The following is a 17,352-nucleotide window of genomic DNA, read 5'->3' on the forward strand; positions in this document are numbered from 1 at the left end:
AGTTGGCAGTAAGCGGTTGTCAGCAAACTAGCTCTGGCAACAACATTGGGTATTATTTATGAATATTGTTCAATTTCGAGTCTCATCTGGGAGTATTTAATCTCGATTATCAAGCAAATTAAAATTTAAAAAATTGATGAAGAAAATATTAGTCGCCAATAGAGGCGAAATCGCTTTAAGGGTAATGAAGACCATTCAAAAAATGGGAATTAAAACCGTAGCTATTTTCTCTACTATAGATAGGAATGCTCCGCACGTAAAATTTGCCGATGAAGCGGTTTGCGTTGGCGAAGCGCCGTCTAATGAATCTTACCTTAAAGGCGATAAAATTATTGAAATCGCTAAAAAACTTAAGGTAGATGGTATTCATCCCGGTTATGGATTTCTTAGTGAAAATGCAGCATTTGCAGAGCAAGTAGAGAAAAACGGAATTACCTGGATAGGTCCCGGCTCTAAAGCTATAAAAATTATGGGGAGTAAACTTGCCGCAAAAGATGCGGTAAAGGCTTATGATATTCCCCTGGTTCCCGGTATTGATGAAGCAATTACCGACCCGGAAAAAGCTAAAAAGATTGCCAAAGAAATTGGTTTTCCTATCCTCATAAAAGCATCTGCCGGGGGCGGTGGTAAAGGAATGCGCGTGGTAGAACAGGAGAAAGATTTAGAAGACCAAATGAAACGGGCTATAAGTGAGGCTGAATCAGCTTTTGGCGATGGTGCTGTTTTTATAGAAAAATATGTTGCTTCGCCCAGACATATTGAAATTCAGGTTTTGGCAGATACATACGGAAATTACATTCATCTTTTTGAGCGGGAATGCAGCATACAAAGAAGGCATCAAAAAGTAGTGGAAGAAGCTCCTTCGGTAGTTTTAGATAGTAAATTGCGCAAACAAATGGGAAAAGCGGCTATAAAAGTAGCTAAAGCCTGTGACTATGTAGGGGCGGGAACGGTAGAGTTTTTATTCGATGAAAATAAAGATTTCTACTTTTTAGAAATGAATACCCGCCTACAGGTAGAACATCCCGTGACCGAGTACATTACCGGTGTTGACCTGGTAGCTGAGCAAATTAAAATAGCGAGAGGAGAAAAACTAAAATTCTCACAAGAAGATCTTATTATAAAGGGACACGCTTTAGAGCTTAGGGTGTATGCTGAAGATCCTATGGATAACTTTCTTCCCAGCGTTGGTAAATTAGAGAAATACAAAATCCCGGATGGCCCTAATATTAGGGTTGACAACGGATTTGAAGAAGGAATGGAAATTCCTATTTATTATGATCCAATGTTGGCAAAATTAGTAAGCTATGGAAAAAATAGGGAGGAAGCAATACAATTAATGCTGAAAGCTATTGCAGGTTATGAGGTTGAAGGTGTTATGACGACACTTCCATTTGGAAAGTTTGTGTTTGAACATGAAGCATTTAGAACAGGGAATTTTGACACTCATTTTGTAAGGAAATATTATTCAGCAGAGAAACTGGAAAATGAAATTAAAGAGGAAGCACGGCTTGCCGCTCTCGTCGCTTTAAAACAATACTTAAAAGACCAGCAAGAATTGCGTTTGCCGATAAATAAATGATTAGAAAGAGCGTAATTTAAGAATGAAATATTCCCTGATTTTATACAATAGCTCCTTTTAGATTTTATACTGATAAAATTTAGGGCGGGAATTATAAAATTTCACTTAGTGAGTAAAAAACAAAATTGATGAGTAAAAATATAGAAGCTTTAAACGATAAAATTAAACAAGCCCATTTGGGCGGTGGTGAAAAACGAATCGCCCAGCAGCATAAGAAAAAGAAACTCACTGCCCGTGAGCGTATTGATTATTTGCTGGATGAAACTTCCTTTGAAGAGATTGGGATTTTGGTAACGCATAGAACTACCGGTTTTGGTATGGAAGATCAAAAAGTTTATGGCGATGGGGTTATAACCGGATACGGCACCATTAACGGGAAACTCGTATATGTTTTTGCGCAGGATTTTACCGTATTTGGAGGCTCTCTTTCTGAAACTCACGCCGAAAAGATTTGTAAAATTATGGATCTGGCGGTAAAAGTTGGGGCGCCGCTTATTGGTTTAAACGATTCCGGTGGTGCCAGGATTCAGGAAGGGGTTAAATCGCTTGGTGGATATGCCGATATTTTTCATCGAAATGTGAAAGCATCTGGCGTAATTCCGCAAATTTCAGCAATTATGGGGCCTTGTGCCGGGGGCGCGGTTTACTCTCCCGCTATGACAGATTTCACGCTAATGGTGCAGGATACCAGCTATATGTTTGTTACCGGGCCTAATGTGGTGAAAACTGTAACCAATGAAGAAGTTACTTCCGAAGAACTTGGTGGAGCTTTAACTCACGCCACAAAATCTGGCGTGACTCACGTGACTTCTTTCAATGATATTACCTGCCTGGAAGATATTAAAAAACTGGTTAGCTATATGCCCCAAAACAATAAGAAAACACCCGAAAAACTTCCGTATAAAATTGGGAAGGAAACCAGGGAAGCATTGGATAGTATTGTGCCAAATAGCTCTAATAAACCTTATGATATGCACGAGGTTATTGGGGGGATAATCGATGAGGATTCTTTTTATGAAATCCATAAAGATTATGCCGATAATATCATTGTAGGCTTTGCAAGGTTGGGAGGTAGAAGTATAGGTATCGTTGCCAATCAACCAATGAGCCTTGCGGGAGTTTTAGACGTGGATTCTTCCAAAAAGGCTGCGCGGTTTACAAGATTTTGCGATTCTTTTAATATTCCGTTATTAGTGCTGGTAGATGTTCCCGGTTTCCTACCCGGCACCGACCAGGAATGGAACGGAATTATTTTAAACGGAGCTAAATTATTATATGCACTAAGCGAAGCTACTGTCCCAAAAGTAACGGTAATTACCAGGAAAGCCTATGGTGGAGCCTATGATGTAATGAATTCCAAACATATTGGAGCCGATTTAAATTTTGCCTGGCCTACCGCTGAAATTGCCGTAATGGGCGCTAAAGGTGCCAGTGAAATTATATTTAGAAAGGAAATTAAAGAAGCTGAAGATAGTGAAGCGAAATTGGCTGAGAAAGAAGCAGAATATGCCGAAAGGTTTGCCAATCCTTTTGAAGCTGCTCACCGTGGCTTTATAGATGAGGTGATTATGCCCCGGGAAACCCGAAGAAAACTGTTGAAAGGCTTTAGTATGCTAGAAAATAAAGAAGTTTTAAGACCAGATAGAAAACACGGGAATATTCCTTTATAACTCTTTTTAAAATGAACTTAAGGAGTTGGGTTTTGTCAGCCTGTTTTTAATTAGTATTTTTCTAAATTAAACTAAACTAATCAAAGCTTAAACTAATGATGAAAACCGGAAGTTCAAATTTAGAACTCGAATTAATGGGAATTGAATTGGAACTTAAAAAAAACAGAAGATTTAAAGAAGAAGAAGACGTGTTTCTAGACCAAATGGATGATGACATCATATTACCTGAATGGGAATGAGTAGTAAATTCAATAAAATTGTTTGTGTAGATTACACGAAGATGGAAGATTGGGCTATAGACGAGTTGCAAAACTTTAGTAAAGCCCAGGTAGAAACCTATGATGAGGTTGCAGCTTCTGAGGTAGAACTCATAGAACGAATTGGCGATGCCGAGGTTGTCTTTGTATCCTGGAAAACGCAAATTCCCGAAAAGGTAATAAAACAATGCCCTAATTTAAAGTATATTGGAATGGCTTGCAGCCTGTATGATCCAGAGTCTTCCAATGTAGCCGTAGATTATGCAAGGGAGAACGGGATCGAAGTAACCGGTATTTTCGATTATGGCGATCCCGGTGTGATAGAATTTGTGCTTTCAGAATTAATTAGATTGATTCACGGTTTTGGCGAACACCAATGGCGGGAAACTGCTACAGAACTCACCGATAAAAAAATTGGAATTATAGGATTGGGAACCACAGGCCAAATGTTGGCCGAATCACTAATGCCACTTGGCGCCGACCTTTATTACTATAGTAGAACACGCAAAGAAAATTGGGAGAAAAAAGGAATTACTTATTTGCCATTAAACGAATTGCTGGTAACCACGGAGATTATTTCTTTACATTTACCTAAAAAAGCGTGTTTATTATCGGCAGATGAATTTGAACTTTTTGGAAATGGCAAAATTCTAATTAATACTTCCCTGGGAGGACCATTTGAAGAAAAAGCCTTTGTCAATTGGGTACAAAGGGAGGGCAACTTCGGAATATTTGATGGGGATGCCGGTTCAGCCCTTTCAGCAGAAACTAAAAAAATAAAAAGTGTAATTGTCAATAAAAAAAGTGCCGGTTGGAGTGCTGAAACACAAAGACGATTATCTGAAAAAGTACTTGATAACTTTAAGTCTTTTATGAAGTAGGTGTTAAGCTCGTCAGGATAGAAAACGACTGTAATATTGATGTACTTGTTTCAGGCTTAAAACGTAAAAAAAGTGGCCACGAATGCACGAATATTTTTTATATAATAGTGGTTTTTATCATGAATATCCGGGTATCGAAAATATGAGAATCATATTGGCACTAAGACAGAAAGTCACCAGGATACGCTAAGAAACTATTGGTGCTTTTTTGGAATTTTGGAGTCATTGTGGCTTTTGTATTTTTAATCCATAAGGTTATATTTTCCGAAGCTTATTTTGATTTTTCTTTCACCTCGTGAGTTTGACCCAAGAGGATTCTCATTAAATATCCTGAGTTAAGACCTTGCTGTAACAAATGTTACTGTAGGAATTTGTAAATTCTGCTTATTTTGCAGCTTATAAAAAATACTCACTATGGAATGGATTTTTGAACCCTGGCCCTGGTATGTTTCGGGACCATTAATTGCCGTAACCTTATTTTTACTCATTTTTATGGGTAAACAATTTGGAATGTCTTCAAATCTTAGAACGATGTGCACCCTTTGTGGCGCAGATGCTAAAGCCGATTTCTTTAAATTCAACTGGAAAGCACAACGCTGGAACTTAACTGTAGTGCTGGGTGCTGTAATTGGCGGATTTATCGCTGCTAATTTTTTAAGTAATGATTTGGCGGTTGCTATTAACCCTAAAACCATCAATATTTTAAACGAACTTGGTTTTTCAAGTGCAGGGACTAACTATTTACCAACCGAGCTTTATAGTTGGGAAGCTGTGGGTGGTATAAAAGCTTTAATCATCCTATTAGTTGGGGGAGTTTTAATAGGCTTTGGTGCCCGTTATGCAGGAGGATGCACTTCCGGACACGCAATTTCGGGGCTTAGTAACCTTCAAAAACCTTCATTAATTGCTGTGATAGGATTTTTTATTGGTGGGTTGGTTATGGTTCATTTATTATTTCCATTAATATTCTAAAAAATAGACATGAGAATTATAAGCTATTTATTTATCGGAATTTTCTTCGGAATTGTAATGTTTAAATCTGAAGCTGCATCCTGGTTTCGCATTTATGAAATGTTTCAGTTTCAATCCTTTCATATGTATGGGATCATGGGCTCTGCTTTGATTCTGGGAATAATTGGTATTCAAATAATCAAAAGAAAAAACTTAAAATCATTTTTTGGAAAACCAATTGAATTTACCCCAAAAGACAAAAGTTTTAGCCGATATATGTATGGCGGGATTTTATTTGGTCTTGGTTGGGCGCTGGCAGGTGCATGTCCCGGTCCAATTTTTACTTTGGTTGGCGCAGGATTTTTACCTATTCTAATTGTGTTTGTTGGAGCGCTTCTGGGAACATTCCTTTATGGGTTACTTCGGAAGAAATTACCACATTAATCTTTTTTGAGAGCTTAGTTCCCCGAGGTTTTTGATGGCTTGAAAGCGAAACGGTAATTTTTGGTGTTAGTTCTTTTGTTTAATATAAAAATAAGGAAGTGATATTTCATATTTTACAACCACTATACGAATAGCGATAACGATAATGGAGGTGGTAATATAAATAAGATCCTGATCTATACCAAGACTGTGCATGGCCACGAAAACCAATCCGCCAAAAATACAGGCCGTGGCATAAATCTCTTTATGAAAGATAACGGGAATTTCGTTACAAAGAATATCGCGAATCACACCTCCAAAGGTACCCGTCATAGCGCCCAGTGCAACTGAAATTATTGGGTCTAATTCATTTCTAATACCAATTTCTACCCCAATAATGGTAAAAATTCCCAACCCTATAGTATCAAAAAGAAAAAGAGATCTTTTAAGGTAATTAATTTTATTTCTAAAAATGATGGTAAGTAAAATAACTCCACCAATAAGATATACAAAAACAGTGTTTTCCATCCAACCTACCGGAGTGCTTCCTATTAAAGTATCACGTAGGGTACCGCCACCAATGGCAGTAACAAAACCAATAATAAAAATACCAAAAATATCCAGTCTTCTATCCATGGCAGCAAGGGCTCCCGAAATAGCAAAGGCTACAGTTCCCAGAATATTCAGTATATTGAAAAGTGAAAGTTCCATTTGGGATGCAAAGGTATATTTTAATATAGAATGACAACTATTTTTAATAGTCGAAAACACTATAATATTATCTATCTTTTTTATAATTTACAAAGTTTATAGAGTAGCAAAACAAAAATAAAAATATAGGATATTGGTGGTTTTGCTTTGGTGCAATGGTTTGAAAGGGTTTAATATTATAGTGTTATTAGTGAATAGGAAATCTTAATTAGTATTCCCTTAGTTTTGAATTGAAAGTTGCTATTTTTGCAGGGTTATTCAATATTACTTCGATTCAGGGAATAAGTTTAATTGATTAAAATAAAAATAGAGAACATGAGTGAAAATATAGAAAGAATCAAATGCTTAATTATTGGGTCTGGCCCAGCCGGTTATTCTGCGGCGATTTATGCTTCCAGAGCAGATCTTAAACCTATTATGTACACAGGTCTTGAGCCAGGCGGGCAATTAACAACCACTACCGAGGTAGATAATTTCCCTGGTTATCCTGAAGGAGTGGATGGACCAAAAATGATGATGGATTTGCAAAAGCAAGCCGAACGTTTTGGTACCGAGGTACGTATGGGAATGGTTACTGAAGTAGAATTTAATGATAAGACCGGTGGCTATCATAAGGCTCAAATTGATAATGATAAATGGATTGAAGCTCAATCAATTATAATCTCTACCGGAGCAACTGCTAAATATTTAGGTTTACCAAGTGAGCAACGTTTACGTGGCGGTGGTGTTTCTGCCTGTGCTGTTTGTGACGGATTTTTCTATAAAGGTCAGGATGTTGCAATTGTTGGTGGTGGAGATACCGCAGCCGAAGAAGCAACTTATTTGGCTAATATCTGTACTAAGGTTACCATGTTGGTTCGTGGCGAACAAATGCGCGCTTCTAAAGCGATGCAACACCGGGTTACCAATGCCAAAAACATAGACCTTAGGTATAACACAGAAATAGATGAAGTAGTTGGGGACCAGGTGGTAGAAGGTTTAAAAATGATAAACAATAAAACCGGTGAGAAAGAACAAATTGATATTACAGGTTTATTTATAGCCATTGGACATAAGCCAAACACCGACATTTTTAAAGGAAAATTGGAAATGGACGATACCGGGTATTTAATTACCGAAAACAAATCGACCAAGACCAATATGCCTGGTGTTTTTGCTTCAGGAGATGTGCAAGATAAAATCTATCGTCAGGCAGTGACTGCTGCCGGTACAGGTTGTATGGCCGCCTTAGATGCCGAACGTTATTTAGCAGTGGTAGAAAGTGAAGAAGATGAAAAAGTGAAAACTACCAAAAGGGTAGAGGCTTAATAATTTAGCAGTAATTTGATTAGTCGTAATAAGTAAATTCATTTCGACGTTAAAAAAGCTAAGTGGCTGTCTCAAAAGTAAAATTCAGCGTCATTACGAACGAAGTGAAGTAATCTCCTTATTGATTTTCAATAAGTTGGAGATTGCTTGGTTCCTCGCAATGACAAACCAAAGTACTTTCTAGACAGTCACTTTTACTCTGTGTTGCTTACTTTAACTGGTTAGATTTTTCACTGAACTAATTCATAATCTAAACCTATTTCTTCCCTTACTTTATCCAGTAGTTCGATTAATTGCAAACTCTTTTCAAACGTCATTTCTGTACTTTCCGTTTTGCCCTCCCAAAGCATTCTTTGTACGTGCTCGGCTTCAAAATTATAGCCTTTTGTATGCACGCCAAATTCTTTGGTTTCTTCTCCTTCGTTGGTTGTAATCACAAAACTCGTAGGCGCGTGAAATTGATAATTCAATTTTAAAGTTGCTTTTTCCAGCGTTATAATTGCGGTTGTTGATGTATCCTCAATAATACTACTCTGCAAAGTTGCTTTTACATTATTGGCATACTCAAAAACAACATCGGCTTGTTGATCTATTCCGGTTTCATAAAACTTACCCTTAGCTTTAATATTTTCGGGCATTCCTAAAGCACTTAATGCCATAAAGATTGGGTAAATACCTATGTCTAGCAAACTACCCCCGCCCAAAGATTTATTGTATAGGCGCTTTTCTAAATCTATTGCAGCATCAAAACCAAAGTTTGCTTCCAGGCTCTTAATAGCTCCATATTTTTTGGATTCAATAATTTCCATTACTGCTTTAAAATGTGGCAAAAATTGTGTCCAGAGTGCTTCCATCAAAAACACATTTTCATCTTTGGCTTTAGCGATCATTTCTTCCACTTGCTGGCGATTCATAGCAAAAGGTTTCTCACATAAAACTGCTTTTTTATATTCCAGGCAAATTAATGCCTGTGCATGATGAAAAACATGAGGTGTTGCGATATATACCACATCTAAGTTTTCATCTTTTAACATAGCTTCATAATTGCTATAAAAGTTCGTCGCCCCGTGTTTCTGTGCAAAATCTTTGGCTTTTAACTGGGACCGGCTGGCAACAGCATAGAGTTCGGCGTGTTCTACTTCTTTTAAATCGGTTGCAAATTTTCCAGCTATTTTTCCAAGGCCAATAATGCCCCATTTTATTTTTTTCATGTTATTTAAAGTTTATGAGTACCAGTTAAAACTTCAGTCTAAACCGGTTAAGTGCTTTTCTTTATTTTATGGGTCGGTGTTTTAATAAATAATTCCAATAATAACGCAAGTGCGATTACCAGGAAGCAGCCCACGAGGTTGAGCCATAAATAAGGCAAAACATCCATTTTATAAATAATAATTATAATAATTTGTGTAATTATGGCAGCAATAAAAACGGAATTGCTATTTACTATTTTTATAAAAAATGCGAGCAAGAATATGCCCAGGACATTTCCGTAGAAAATAGAGCCAATAATATTTACCAGTTGAATAAGGTTATCAAATAAACTTGCGACACTCGCAAAAGCTATCGCGATAGCTCCCCATAATAAGGTAAACCATTTGGAGGCTTTTACATAGTGTTCATCAGATTTTTCGGTCTTTTGACTTCTTTTGTACAGATCTATAGAGGTTGTGGAAGAAAGCGCATTAAGCTCTGACGCCGTAGAAGACATCGCCGCCGAGAGGATCACTGCCAGCAGTAAACCAATTAAGCCACGTGGTAAATTATTCAGGATAAAATGTATGAATACATAATCTTTATCGTTGCTTTCGGCATCTTCATCAGAAGCATCTATCAGTTCGCGTGCTGCTTTACGGGTTTGCGTTTCTGAAGCATTTAATTTCTCTATTTCCTGCTGAAAATTTGTAATTTCAGCTGAAGAAAAATTGGTATTACCGGCAAACTTCAGATTTAAATTTTGTTTTTTCTGCTGAATTTCGTCGTGCTGGACCATAAGGTCTTCATACTGCCGGCCATATTCCGAATTTAAAACTGTTTCGGTAGCGGCAGGATTAAAGTTTAGCGGAGCATCATTAAATTGATAAAAGACAAAAACCATTACCCCAACCAGTAAAATAAAAAATTGAAGCGGCACTTTTAGCATCCCGTTCATAATCATACCCATTCTGCTTTCTTTCACAGATCTTCCGCCTAAATAACGTTGTACCTGGCTTTGATCTGTACCAAAATAGGAGAGGGCTAAAAATCCACCACCAATAATACCACTCCAAAAAGTATAACGATTTTCAAAATCGAAAGAGAAATCAAGAATTTCCATTTTTCCGCTGGCACCGGCAATTTCTAAAGCATTATTAAAATTAATATTCTCGGGTAAATAACTTAATATGATAAAAAAGGCGGCAAACATCCCGGTTAAAATTACTGCCATTTGTTGTTTGTGGGTAACGCTCACGGCTTCCGTTCCACCAGAAACGGTATAAATTATAACCAAAGAACCAATTAAAACGGTGAGGCCGGTTAAGTGCCACCCTAAAACAGCCGAAAGGATGATAGCCGGGGCAAAAATGGTAAGTCCCGCCGCCAGCCCACGCTGAATTAAAAATAGGATAGCCGTTAAAGTTCTGGTTTTTCTGTCAAACCTGGATTCCAGATATTCGTAGGCGGTGTACACATTTAATTTGCGATAAATTGGAATAAAAAACAAGCAAATAACCACCATGGCTATGGGAAGACCTAAATAAAATTGCACAAAGCCCATCCCGTCGTGAAAAGCCTGTCCCGGGGTAGAAAGAAACGTAATTGCACTTGCCTGGGTCGCCATGGTAGATAGGCCAATAGTCCACCATCGCGTTTTATTTCCCCCTCCAATATAATCTCTGGCGGTGCTGTTATTTCGCGTTTTATAAACGCCGTAGGCCACAATAAAAGTGAGCGTACCAAGGAGAATAATCCAATCTATTAATTGCATATTAGGAGAATAGGGTCATTATAATATAAAACAAAATAATATAAGCGGCATTGGCTAAGAGCACCAGGCTATAGGATTTCTTCCAAACAAATTTTTCGTGTTTTTCCATTATTTTCCTATTGAAATCATATTGGCAAAAAGCCGGTACGCGCCGGGTACTCCCGCGGGAAACTGTCTAAAGAAACTTATCCCGGTATAAATAAAATATCCTTGGCCATAATTTGCGACAAGTAAACTTCCATTTTTTGGGGATTCACCGGCATCGTGCATGGATAAAACCGGTGTAAATGCTTCTCCCCAGGAATCTGGAAAGTAAAGTCCGCGTTCCTGCACCCAGTTTTCAAAATCCTTTTTGGTAATTTTATTGGGCGTGTTTAGAATTGGATTTTCCGGTGCCAGGAATTTAATTTCTGCGTTTTCATCGGTAACGCGATCTCGTGATATTTTAAGCGGCAATGGTGCAATATTCTCGGTAACCAGGCCGCGATTGGTATTGTACTGTGTTATGAGGTTTCCGCCGTTCTTTACATAATCGAAAAGTACTTGATGTTTATATTTTAAAGCATTCACCGTGTTGTAAGCTCTAATTCCCAAAACCACAGCATCATATTTTTTGAGCGAAGCTTCAGTAATACTGTTTGCATCTAGCTTCGTTACTTGATATCCAATTTGTTCAAGGCTTTCTGGTACTACATCGCCGGCACCTTCAATATAACCAATTAGTTTTCCTTTCTTTTCAATTTCAAGCCTGGCAACTTTTAACTTCGCCGGTTTTACCAAATTTTGCTTCGGAATATGTTTATAGTCAATGGATATTAATTCTTCTGAAAATTTTTCGCCGTTCACCCTGGCAATTGGAGTAATATAAGTTTCCTGTTGTTCTTGCGGCGGACTTACTTTAAAATTTAATTTTACGGAGCTTCCTTTTTCCTGAAGCTGAAAATTATGAGTTTCCGGAGTGATTTCCCATCCATTTTTAGCTGAAAGGCTTAATTGTCCCTGCACATTTGCTTTCCCTGAAGTGACTTTAACTGAAACATTTTTTGAGGCTGAATCTTCAAAAATGATCATTTTATTATCGAAAGCCAGGGAAACAGCCGGTATAATTTCAAATGGCTGATAGGTCTCACCGTAAACAGGATTATTGAATTTGTAAACGATTGGTTTTTTAAACGTTACAGCGGTTCCATCGAAATCGAGATAAAAGGTAGCAATGCTGGTTAGGGGTGTTTCTGGCAGGCCAATAAGTTTTTGGTTTTCTACTTTATACATTCCGTTGCTGGCTTCTTCCCTTAACCAATATGGAGAAGTAAAATTAGTGTTTTTTGGAATTGTGAAACTCATTTCTTCCTGCCAATCCTTGTTATTAACAAGATTGACAGCTGGAAGGATTTCAGCATTATTCGGGCTTAGGCTTACTTTAGCTAATTTTATGGGAAATTCACTACGGTTTATCGCTTCCAGAGAGACTTTTAAATTCTCTGATGGTGCAACAGATGGTTGGGCAGCAGTAGCTTCTAAAAACAAACCGGCACTGGCATAGATAATTTCCTTGATTTGTTTGGTTTTGATATTTCGCCAATTTTCATTGGGTAATTCCCTTATTAAATTATAAGCGTTGATTAACTGCGGAAGGCTGGCAGCGGGATTTTGAAAGTCATAATTTCTTTCAACCTCATTAAGAATTTCACCAATTTTGGCGCCGTTTTCTGTGCGGTTCCAGGTGGTATCAATACCTGCAAAGAGATTTTTAGCATCTGTAAACGCTCCTTTAATAGGCTCTATGTATTCCAATTCTTTCCCACGAGATCCCGTGCTACCAAATCCCTGGGATTGATGCTGACTTCTACTTATTGATGAAATTTCTGGATTTGAGAGTCCGCGAAGTGGAAAGTAAACGCCGCTGTCAAAACTTATAAATTGTGATTTATCGGCTTTTTCAAAATTTTCCTGGCTTCCGTAGAACCAGTAAGAAGTATTAAAGTAAAGCCGTTTTGGTTGAAAGGTATCTACAAGTTTTAATTGATCTGAAAATCGGTTTTTATTAGCTGCGGCATCAAAAGCTTCCATACTTAGCATTGCAGATGCAGTATGATGACCGTGCGTGCTACCGGGCGTTCTATGATCAAACCGGTTAATAATCACATCGGGTTTAAAATTTCTAACAATCCAAACCACATCACTTAAAACTTTTTCTTTATCCCAAATTTCTAATGTTTCCTTCGGGTTTTTTGAATAACCAAAATCATTAGCGCGAGTAAAAAATTGCTCTCCGCCATCTACTTCTCTTGCTGCAAGTAGCTCCTGCGTTCTAATCATTCCCAATTGTTCCCTTAATTGTGGGCCAATTAGATTTTGCCCCCCGTCGCCGCGAGTGAGGGAAAGATAAGCCGTTCTCGCGTGTACCTCATTTGAAAAATAGGAGATAAGTTGGGTGTTTTCGTCATCTGGATGGGCACCAACATATAAAACGCTACCAAGGAAGTTAAGTTTTTTTATTTCCTGAAATATTTCAGCAGAATTTAATTTTTTCGGCGCCTGGGCATAAGAATTCAGAAGAAAAAAACAGAAAAATAAACTACATAGTTTGCGCATCATCGTTAAGTCATATTTAAATAAGAACTTGTTTAAACTGACTCCTTTTAAATTCCCATGGATAGTGGAAATGTCTGGAAAACCTGATTGGTAAATAATAAACAAACTCTCTGGAAACCAAATATAAAAACTTAACCTGTCTTATTCATAATTCTCAATGAATTTATCTGATTATTATTCCCAATCCAGTAACCGGTTTTCTCCTTCTATTTTTTTAATATCGGTGATATCCTGCGACATTTCTATAACTCCTCTGTATTTCTTTTCGGCATCCCTTACAGCAAAATAACGTATATAAATAAGCCGATCTTTAAAGTTGATCCAGAATGAAGCCTCATTTTTAGTACCCTTTCTGAATTCTTCCAGGATTTTTAGTACCGTTCCCACACTTTTTGGCGGATGACAAAACTTTACCTCTCGGCCAATAATACCTGCACTTCGGGGGAAAACTCTTTCCTCTCCCCGGTTGTAGAAGATTACTTTATCATTCTCATCAACATAAGTTATGTCTAAAGGCATGGTTTTTAAAAGCAGGTTTACCTGTTCTACGCTCATGTAACCTTCATCATAATGTGAAGTGTTTTCCAGACTAAAGCTAAGATCCCTTTTGGTAGTATCCTGGCTCGGATGAATGTATTCCTCCTCCTTTGGAAAAGCAGCGGGAGTTTCAGTTAGCATCCATCCAATTTCCTCTTCTCCTTTACGTACCTCTATCCAGTCTTTTTCTGAAAGTATTTCCAGGGCTTTGGGAAATAGTACATCTTCTTCTATCAGGAGCAAACGATAAATCCCGCTGGTTAAGAATTTGGCATCAGCCGTAACTTCTTTAAATTCCTCCTTTGATATCTTTTTCCGAAGTAATTTAAATTGCTCCCTTAGATTATCGTGAAAAGACCACATACCCTGGCTGGGTCCATTCCATCCCTTTTGCTCCAGAAACGGGAATAATTGGTTCTCTTTTCGTTCAAAACGCCTTTCAATGCTTTGTAATTGGTTGAAAATATTGTAATATTTCTGGGTTTCCTCAACCGGATTGGTTTCTTCCAGTTCACCCAGCAGTAGTTGAATAAGTTCTTTCTCTTTAAAGTAAATTTTTACCGGATGTCCTTCCGGAAGGGTCCTAATATCTATACTTGCATTCATCTTCTTTATTTTTGACAAAGTAAAGACAGAGAAAGGCACTAAGTTATGACTCTAATCACAATTTGGAAATGAGGTTTTTACTTTTTTTGTAGTGTTTTTGCAGGAAAATATTTACTGATTAAACGCTTTTGTGACAGTTGCAGATTAAATGTCACATCGAGCGGAGTCGAAATGTTTTTGTTAATCTTTCGACTCCGCCCAAGGAGACAAAAACTCAAATTTTAATATTTTAAAGACTGCTTTTACCTTCATCCAAACGAGCGTCTTTTTCTACAAGGGAAACTGCTTTTTGAAGGATAAGGTTATTCGGATAAGTAATTAACTCTCCGTCTAAAGTCCTTAAATGTAGGTGGAAAGCCTTTATATCTTCAATAATAGCTTCAATAGGGATATCTTTGTCGTGAATCTTAATTTTATCGCCAATTTTATATGGAAAAGAAAAGAATAAAATAATCCCCGAGGTAATATTGCTCAAAATAGACCAGATGGCAAAAAGTGCCACTCCAATTACCGCAAATACAGAAGAAAAAATAAGGGAAATATCAGTAAGATCCATTCCCCACGCCAGGGAAAGGGAAAAGAATGCAAGGATTAAAATAAGAATATTAATATACTTAAAAATTAAACGAGTACGTGTAAAATTAATTTCGCTACGTTTTCCCACGCGATGGGCAGCTTTTTTAAGTAAAAACTGTATTACTAATAATGCGAAAACCGTAATTACCGTATAGGAAATTTCGGTTTTATATAGTGAAAAAACTTCGTACATTTTTTGAAATAATATTTTTGCAAAGGTACTTTTTAAACAAACTAGGTTTCAAAAATTAATATATTAATTTTAATCGAAGGGCGTTAATCAAAGATTTAATTCCCCGGGATCTCGTAATAAAAGATTTTTTTTCGGAAGCATACCTCGCAATCTTAGGTTTAGGTTATTGTTTGTTCTTAGATTGCTTTTTCCAGATATATTTTAATAATTTATGCGATCTTAATTAGCGTTTTGTACACCAACTGGGTAGGTAATCCCACCACATTAAAATAACTTCCTTCAATTTTTGTAATTCCAATTAAACCAATCCACTCCTGTATGGCATAACCACCGGCTTTGTCCAAAGGCTTAAAATTTTCTACATAGTAATCAATTTCAGCCTGGTTAAGTTCTTTAAAAGTAACCTTAGTTTCATCATTTACTGTTGTTTGCTGATTATTTGTAGTGAAACAAACCGAGGTGAAAACACTATGCGATTGTCCCGAAAGGGAAGCTAACATAGCCTTAGCTTCAGCTTTAGACTTTGGTTTTCCCAGGGCCTTTTCATTATGGTAAACAATGGTATCACTGGTAATTAGGATTTGATTCTTTTTTAGTTCATCCTGAAATGCTTCTGCCTTTAGCTTCGCAAGAAAATCTGTAATTCCTTCCTTTTTTAAATCTTTTGGATATGCTTCCTTTACAGAGCGCACGTCTATTTTAAAAGCTATATCCAGGTCTTTAAAAAATTGATGACGTCTTGGAGAACCGGAGGCTAAAATAATCTCTTTGTCTTTTAGAAGGTCTTTCAGCATAATTTATAGAATGTATTGATAGAATCCTATGGATATTAATCCGAAAAATAGGATGATTTTAAGAATAAAACTTAAATGTGAATAGTCTTTTTTTCTTTTAGCTTCCCAAATTTTAACCTGAAAATAGAGTAGGGGAGCTAAAATAAAAAGCAAGGTGTAAATTACTAAAAATGTATTTTGAAAGATATAAGTATAGATATAATAAACTATGGCAATAATTGGAACTACGCCAATCATAAAAATAATTTTATTGGTAAGCTTATGTCCAAGTAAAATTGGTAGGGTTTTAATATTAGCGTTATAATCTCCATTCACATCTTCTTGATCTTTAACCATTTCCCGTAGAAAAGTAATTAGGAAAGCAAAAATCGCATAATCTTTTAAAATGGAAAAAAGTAGGGCCTGCAAGTCTTTGTTTTGTCTTGTTATAGCCGGATACAGGTCAAATATTGCCGGTAATAGAATAACCAGGGCTACCAGGAAACTAATTAGTATATTACCTAAAATTGGAATTTGTTTTAAGTAACTCGCATAAAGGTACAAGATAGCCGAGGAAAAAATAAACACTGATACAAATACCGGTTTACCAAGAATATTGGCAAGATAAAATCCCAATCCTACCCCAATGATATTTAAAATAATAAATGAATTGTAAGCTCTTTTTTCTGAAATGTAATGTCCTATTATAAGCTTGTTGGGTTTGTTGATCTTATCGGACGCTACATCATAAATATCATTAATAACATAACCAGATGCTGCAATACAAACGGTTGCTAAAATAAGCAGACTATAGCCGAAAGTATTAAGGCTTATAAAAGCTTCAAATTTTTCAAAGAATGAAAATTTTATTAAAACAAGGCTTAAAATTATAAATGCCAGGTTAGGCCATCTTACTAATTTTAAAAATGATATCATATTCTTTTAGGTTGAGAAGCTGCAAAATGAATGCGGATAGTTGTATTATAAAGCATTATTCAGAAACAAATTTTAAACCGATTATAGAGATTATAAGCGTACTTAAAAAAAAGATGCGCCAAAAGTGAACCGGTTCTTTAAAAATAAAAATCCCCAATAATACCGTTCCAACCGCTCCTATTCCCGTCCAAACTGCATAAGCTGTTCCAATGGGTAGTGTTTGGGTTGCTTTGTAGAGTAAAAACATGCTTATACTTAACGATATTAAAAATCCTGCCAACCACATCGCTGTCGTATTACCAGAAGAGACTTTTGCCTTTCCCAAACAAAAAGCAAAACCTACTTCAAAAAGTCCTCCTAAAATGAGTAAAAACCAGTTCATTATTTA

The 17,352-nt window shown here is 36.8% G+C and carries 16 protein-coding genes; 7 read left to right on the forward strand and 9 right to left on the reverse strand.

From position 1 onward, the window contains the following. Window positions 1–136: 136 nt before the first annotated feature. From accC to BUA71_RS03305, 6 genes are all read left to right on the forward strand, one after another. Window positions 137–1,582, forward strand: coding sequence for an acetyl-CoA carboxylase biotin carboxylase subunit (gene accC, locus BUA71_RS03285; protein WP_072876637.1), 1,446 nt, complete (start codon window positions 137–139; stop codon window positions 1,580–1,582). 128 nt (window positions 1,583–1,710) lie between these two features. Further along, window positions 1,711–3,252 (forward strand): acyl-CoA carboxylase subunit beta, encoded by a 1,542-nt coding sequence (locus tag BUA71_RS03290; protein WP_072876639.1) that lies wholly within the window; start codon window positions 1,711–1,713, stop codon window positions 3,250–3,252. Window positions 3,253–3,347: 95 nt separating this feature from the next. Next, the gene (locus tag BUA71_RS17590) at window positions 3,348–3,491 is read left to right on the forward strand and encodes a hypothetical protein (RefSeq protein ID WP_175545930.1); all 144 of its coding nucleotides are present in this window, start codon (window positions 3,348–3,350) and stop codon (window positions 3,489–3,491) included. Next, window positions 3,488–4,390 carry an NAD(P)-dependent oxidoreductase gene (locus BUA71_RS03295; protein ID WP_072876641.1) on the forward strand — a complete coding sequence of 301 codons (903 nt, stop codon included), beginning with the start codon at window positions 3,488–3,490 and terminating at the stop codon, window positions 4,388–4,390. Before BUA71_RS17590 ends, BUA71_RS03295 begins: the two co-directional genes overlap by 4 nt. Before the next feature lie 414 nt (window positions 4,391–4,804). Further along, the gene (locus tag BUA71_RS03300) at window positions 4,805–5,362 is read left to right on the forward strand and encodes a YeeE/YedE family protein (RefSeq protein WP_072876643.1); all 558 of its coding nucleotides are present in this window, start codon (window positions 4,805–4,807) and stop codon (window positions 5,360–5,362) included. 9 nt (window positions 5,363–5,371) lie between these two features. Continuing rightward, the gene (locus tag BUA71_RS03305; RefSeq protein WP_072876645.1) at window positions 5,372–5,785 is read left to right on the forward strand and encodes a DUF6691 family protein; all 414 of its coding nucleotides are present in this window, start codon (window positions 5,372–5,374) and stop codon (window positions 5,783–5,785) included. Between the two features lie 66 nt (window positions 5,786–5,851). Here the strand turns inward: BUA71_RS03305 and BUA71_RS03310 are convergent, their stop codons facing one another. Continuing rightward, a complete protein-coding gene (locus tag BUA71_RS03310) occupies window positions 5,852–6,475 on the reverse strand; it encodes a trimeric intracellular cation channel family protein (RefSeq protein WP_072876647.1) in 624 nt (207 codons plus the stop codon). 315 nt (window positions 6,476–6,790) lie between these two features. On the opposite strand from BUA71_RS03310, the gene trxB reads away from it, so the two are divergent. Next, a complete protein-coding gene (gene trxB / locus BUA71_RS03315) occupies window positions 6,791–7,783 on the forward strand; it encodes a thioredoxin-disulfide reductase (RefSeq protein WP_072876649.1) in 993 nt (330 codons plus the stop codon). A 230-nt stretch (window positions 7,784–8,013) separates the two neighbouring features. On the opposite strand, the gene BUA71_RS03320 is transcribed toward trxB, so the two are convergent. The 8 genes from BUA71_RS03320 to BUA71_RS03355 all read right to left on the reverse strand — a co-directional run bounded on the left by BUA71_RS03320 (window position 8,014) and on the right by BUA71_RS03355 (window position 17,346). Next, complete coding sequence (locus BUA71_RS03320; protein ID WP_072876651.1) at window positions 8,014–8,994, reverse strand: Gfo/Idh/MocA family protein; 981 nt, start codon at window positions 8,992–8,994, stop codon at window positions 8,014–8,016. A 47-nt stretch (window positions 8,995–9,041) separates the two neighbouring features. Next, the gene (locus BUA71_RS03325; protein ID WP_072876653.1) at window positions 9,042–10,748 is read right to left on the reverse strand and encodes a sodium:solute symporter family protein; all 1,707 of its coding nucleotides are present in this window, start codon (window positions 10,746–10,748) and stop codon (window positions 9,042–9,044) included. Window positions 10,749–10,856: 108 nt separating this feature from the next. Then, on the reverse strand, window positions 10,857–13,346 hold the full coding sequence (locus tag BUA71_RS03330; protein WP_317040891.1) for a PIG-L family deacetylase: 2,490 nt from the start codon (window positions 13,344–13,346) through the stop codon (window positions 10,857–10,859). Between the two features lie 171 nt (window positions 13,347–13,517). Continuing rightward, window positions 13,518–14,486, reverse strand: coding sequence for a DUF438 domain-containing protein (locus BUA71_RS03335; RefSeq protein WP_072876655.1), 969 nt, complete (start codon window positions 14,484–14,486; stop codon window positions 13,518–13,520). 229 nt (window positions 14,487–14,715) lie between these two features. Continuing rightward, window positions 14,716–15,255, reverse strand: a complete 540-nt coding sequence (locus tag BUA71_RS03340; RefSeq protein ID WP_072876657.1) for a mechanosensitive ion channel domain-containing protein — start codon at window positions 15,253–15,255, stop codon at window positions 14,716–14,718. Window positions 15,256–15,464: 209 nt separating this feature from the next. After that, a complete protein-coding gene (locus BUA71_RS03345; RefSeq protein ID WP_072876659.1) occupies window positions 15,465–16,049 on the reverse strand; it encodes a Maf-like protein in 585 nt (194 codons plus the stop codon). Between the two features lie 3 nt (window positions 16,050–16,052). Further along, the gene (locus BUA71_RS03350; protein ID WP_072876661.1) at window positions 16,053–16,964 is read right to left on the reverse strand and encodes a geranylgeranylglycerol-phosphate geranylgeranyltransferase; all 912 of its coding nucleotides are present in this window, start codon (window positions 16,962–16,964) and stop codon (window positions 16,053–16,055) included. Between the two features lie 55 nt (window positions 16,965–17,019). Further along, window positions 17,020–17,346, reverse strand: a complete 327-nt coding sequence (locus BUA71_RS03355; protein WP_072876662.1) for a DMT family transporter — start codon at window positions 17,344–17,346, stop codon at window positions 17,020–17,022. Between the last annotated feature and the right edge of the window lie 6 nt (window positions 17,347–17,352).

Source organism: Salegentibacter echinorum (genome assembly GCF_900129445.1).
In the GTDB taxonomy this organism is placed as follows: domain Bacteria; phylum Bacteroidota; class Bacteroidia; order Flavobacteriales; family Flavobacteriaceae; genus Salegentibacter; species Salegentibacter echinorum.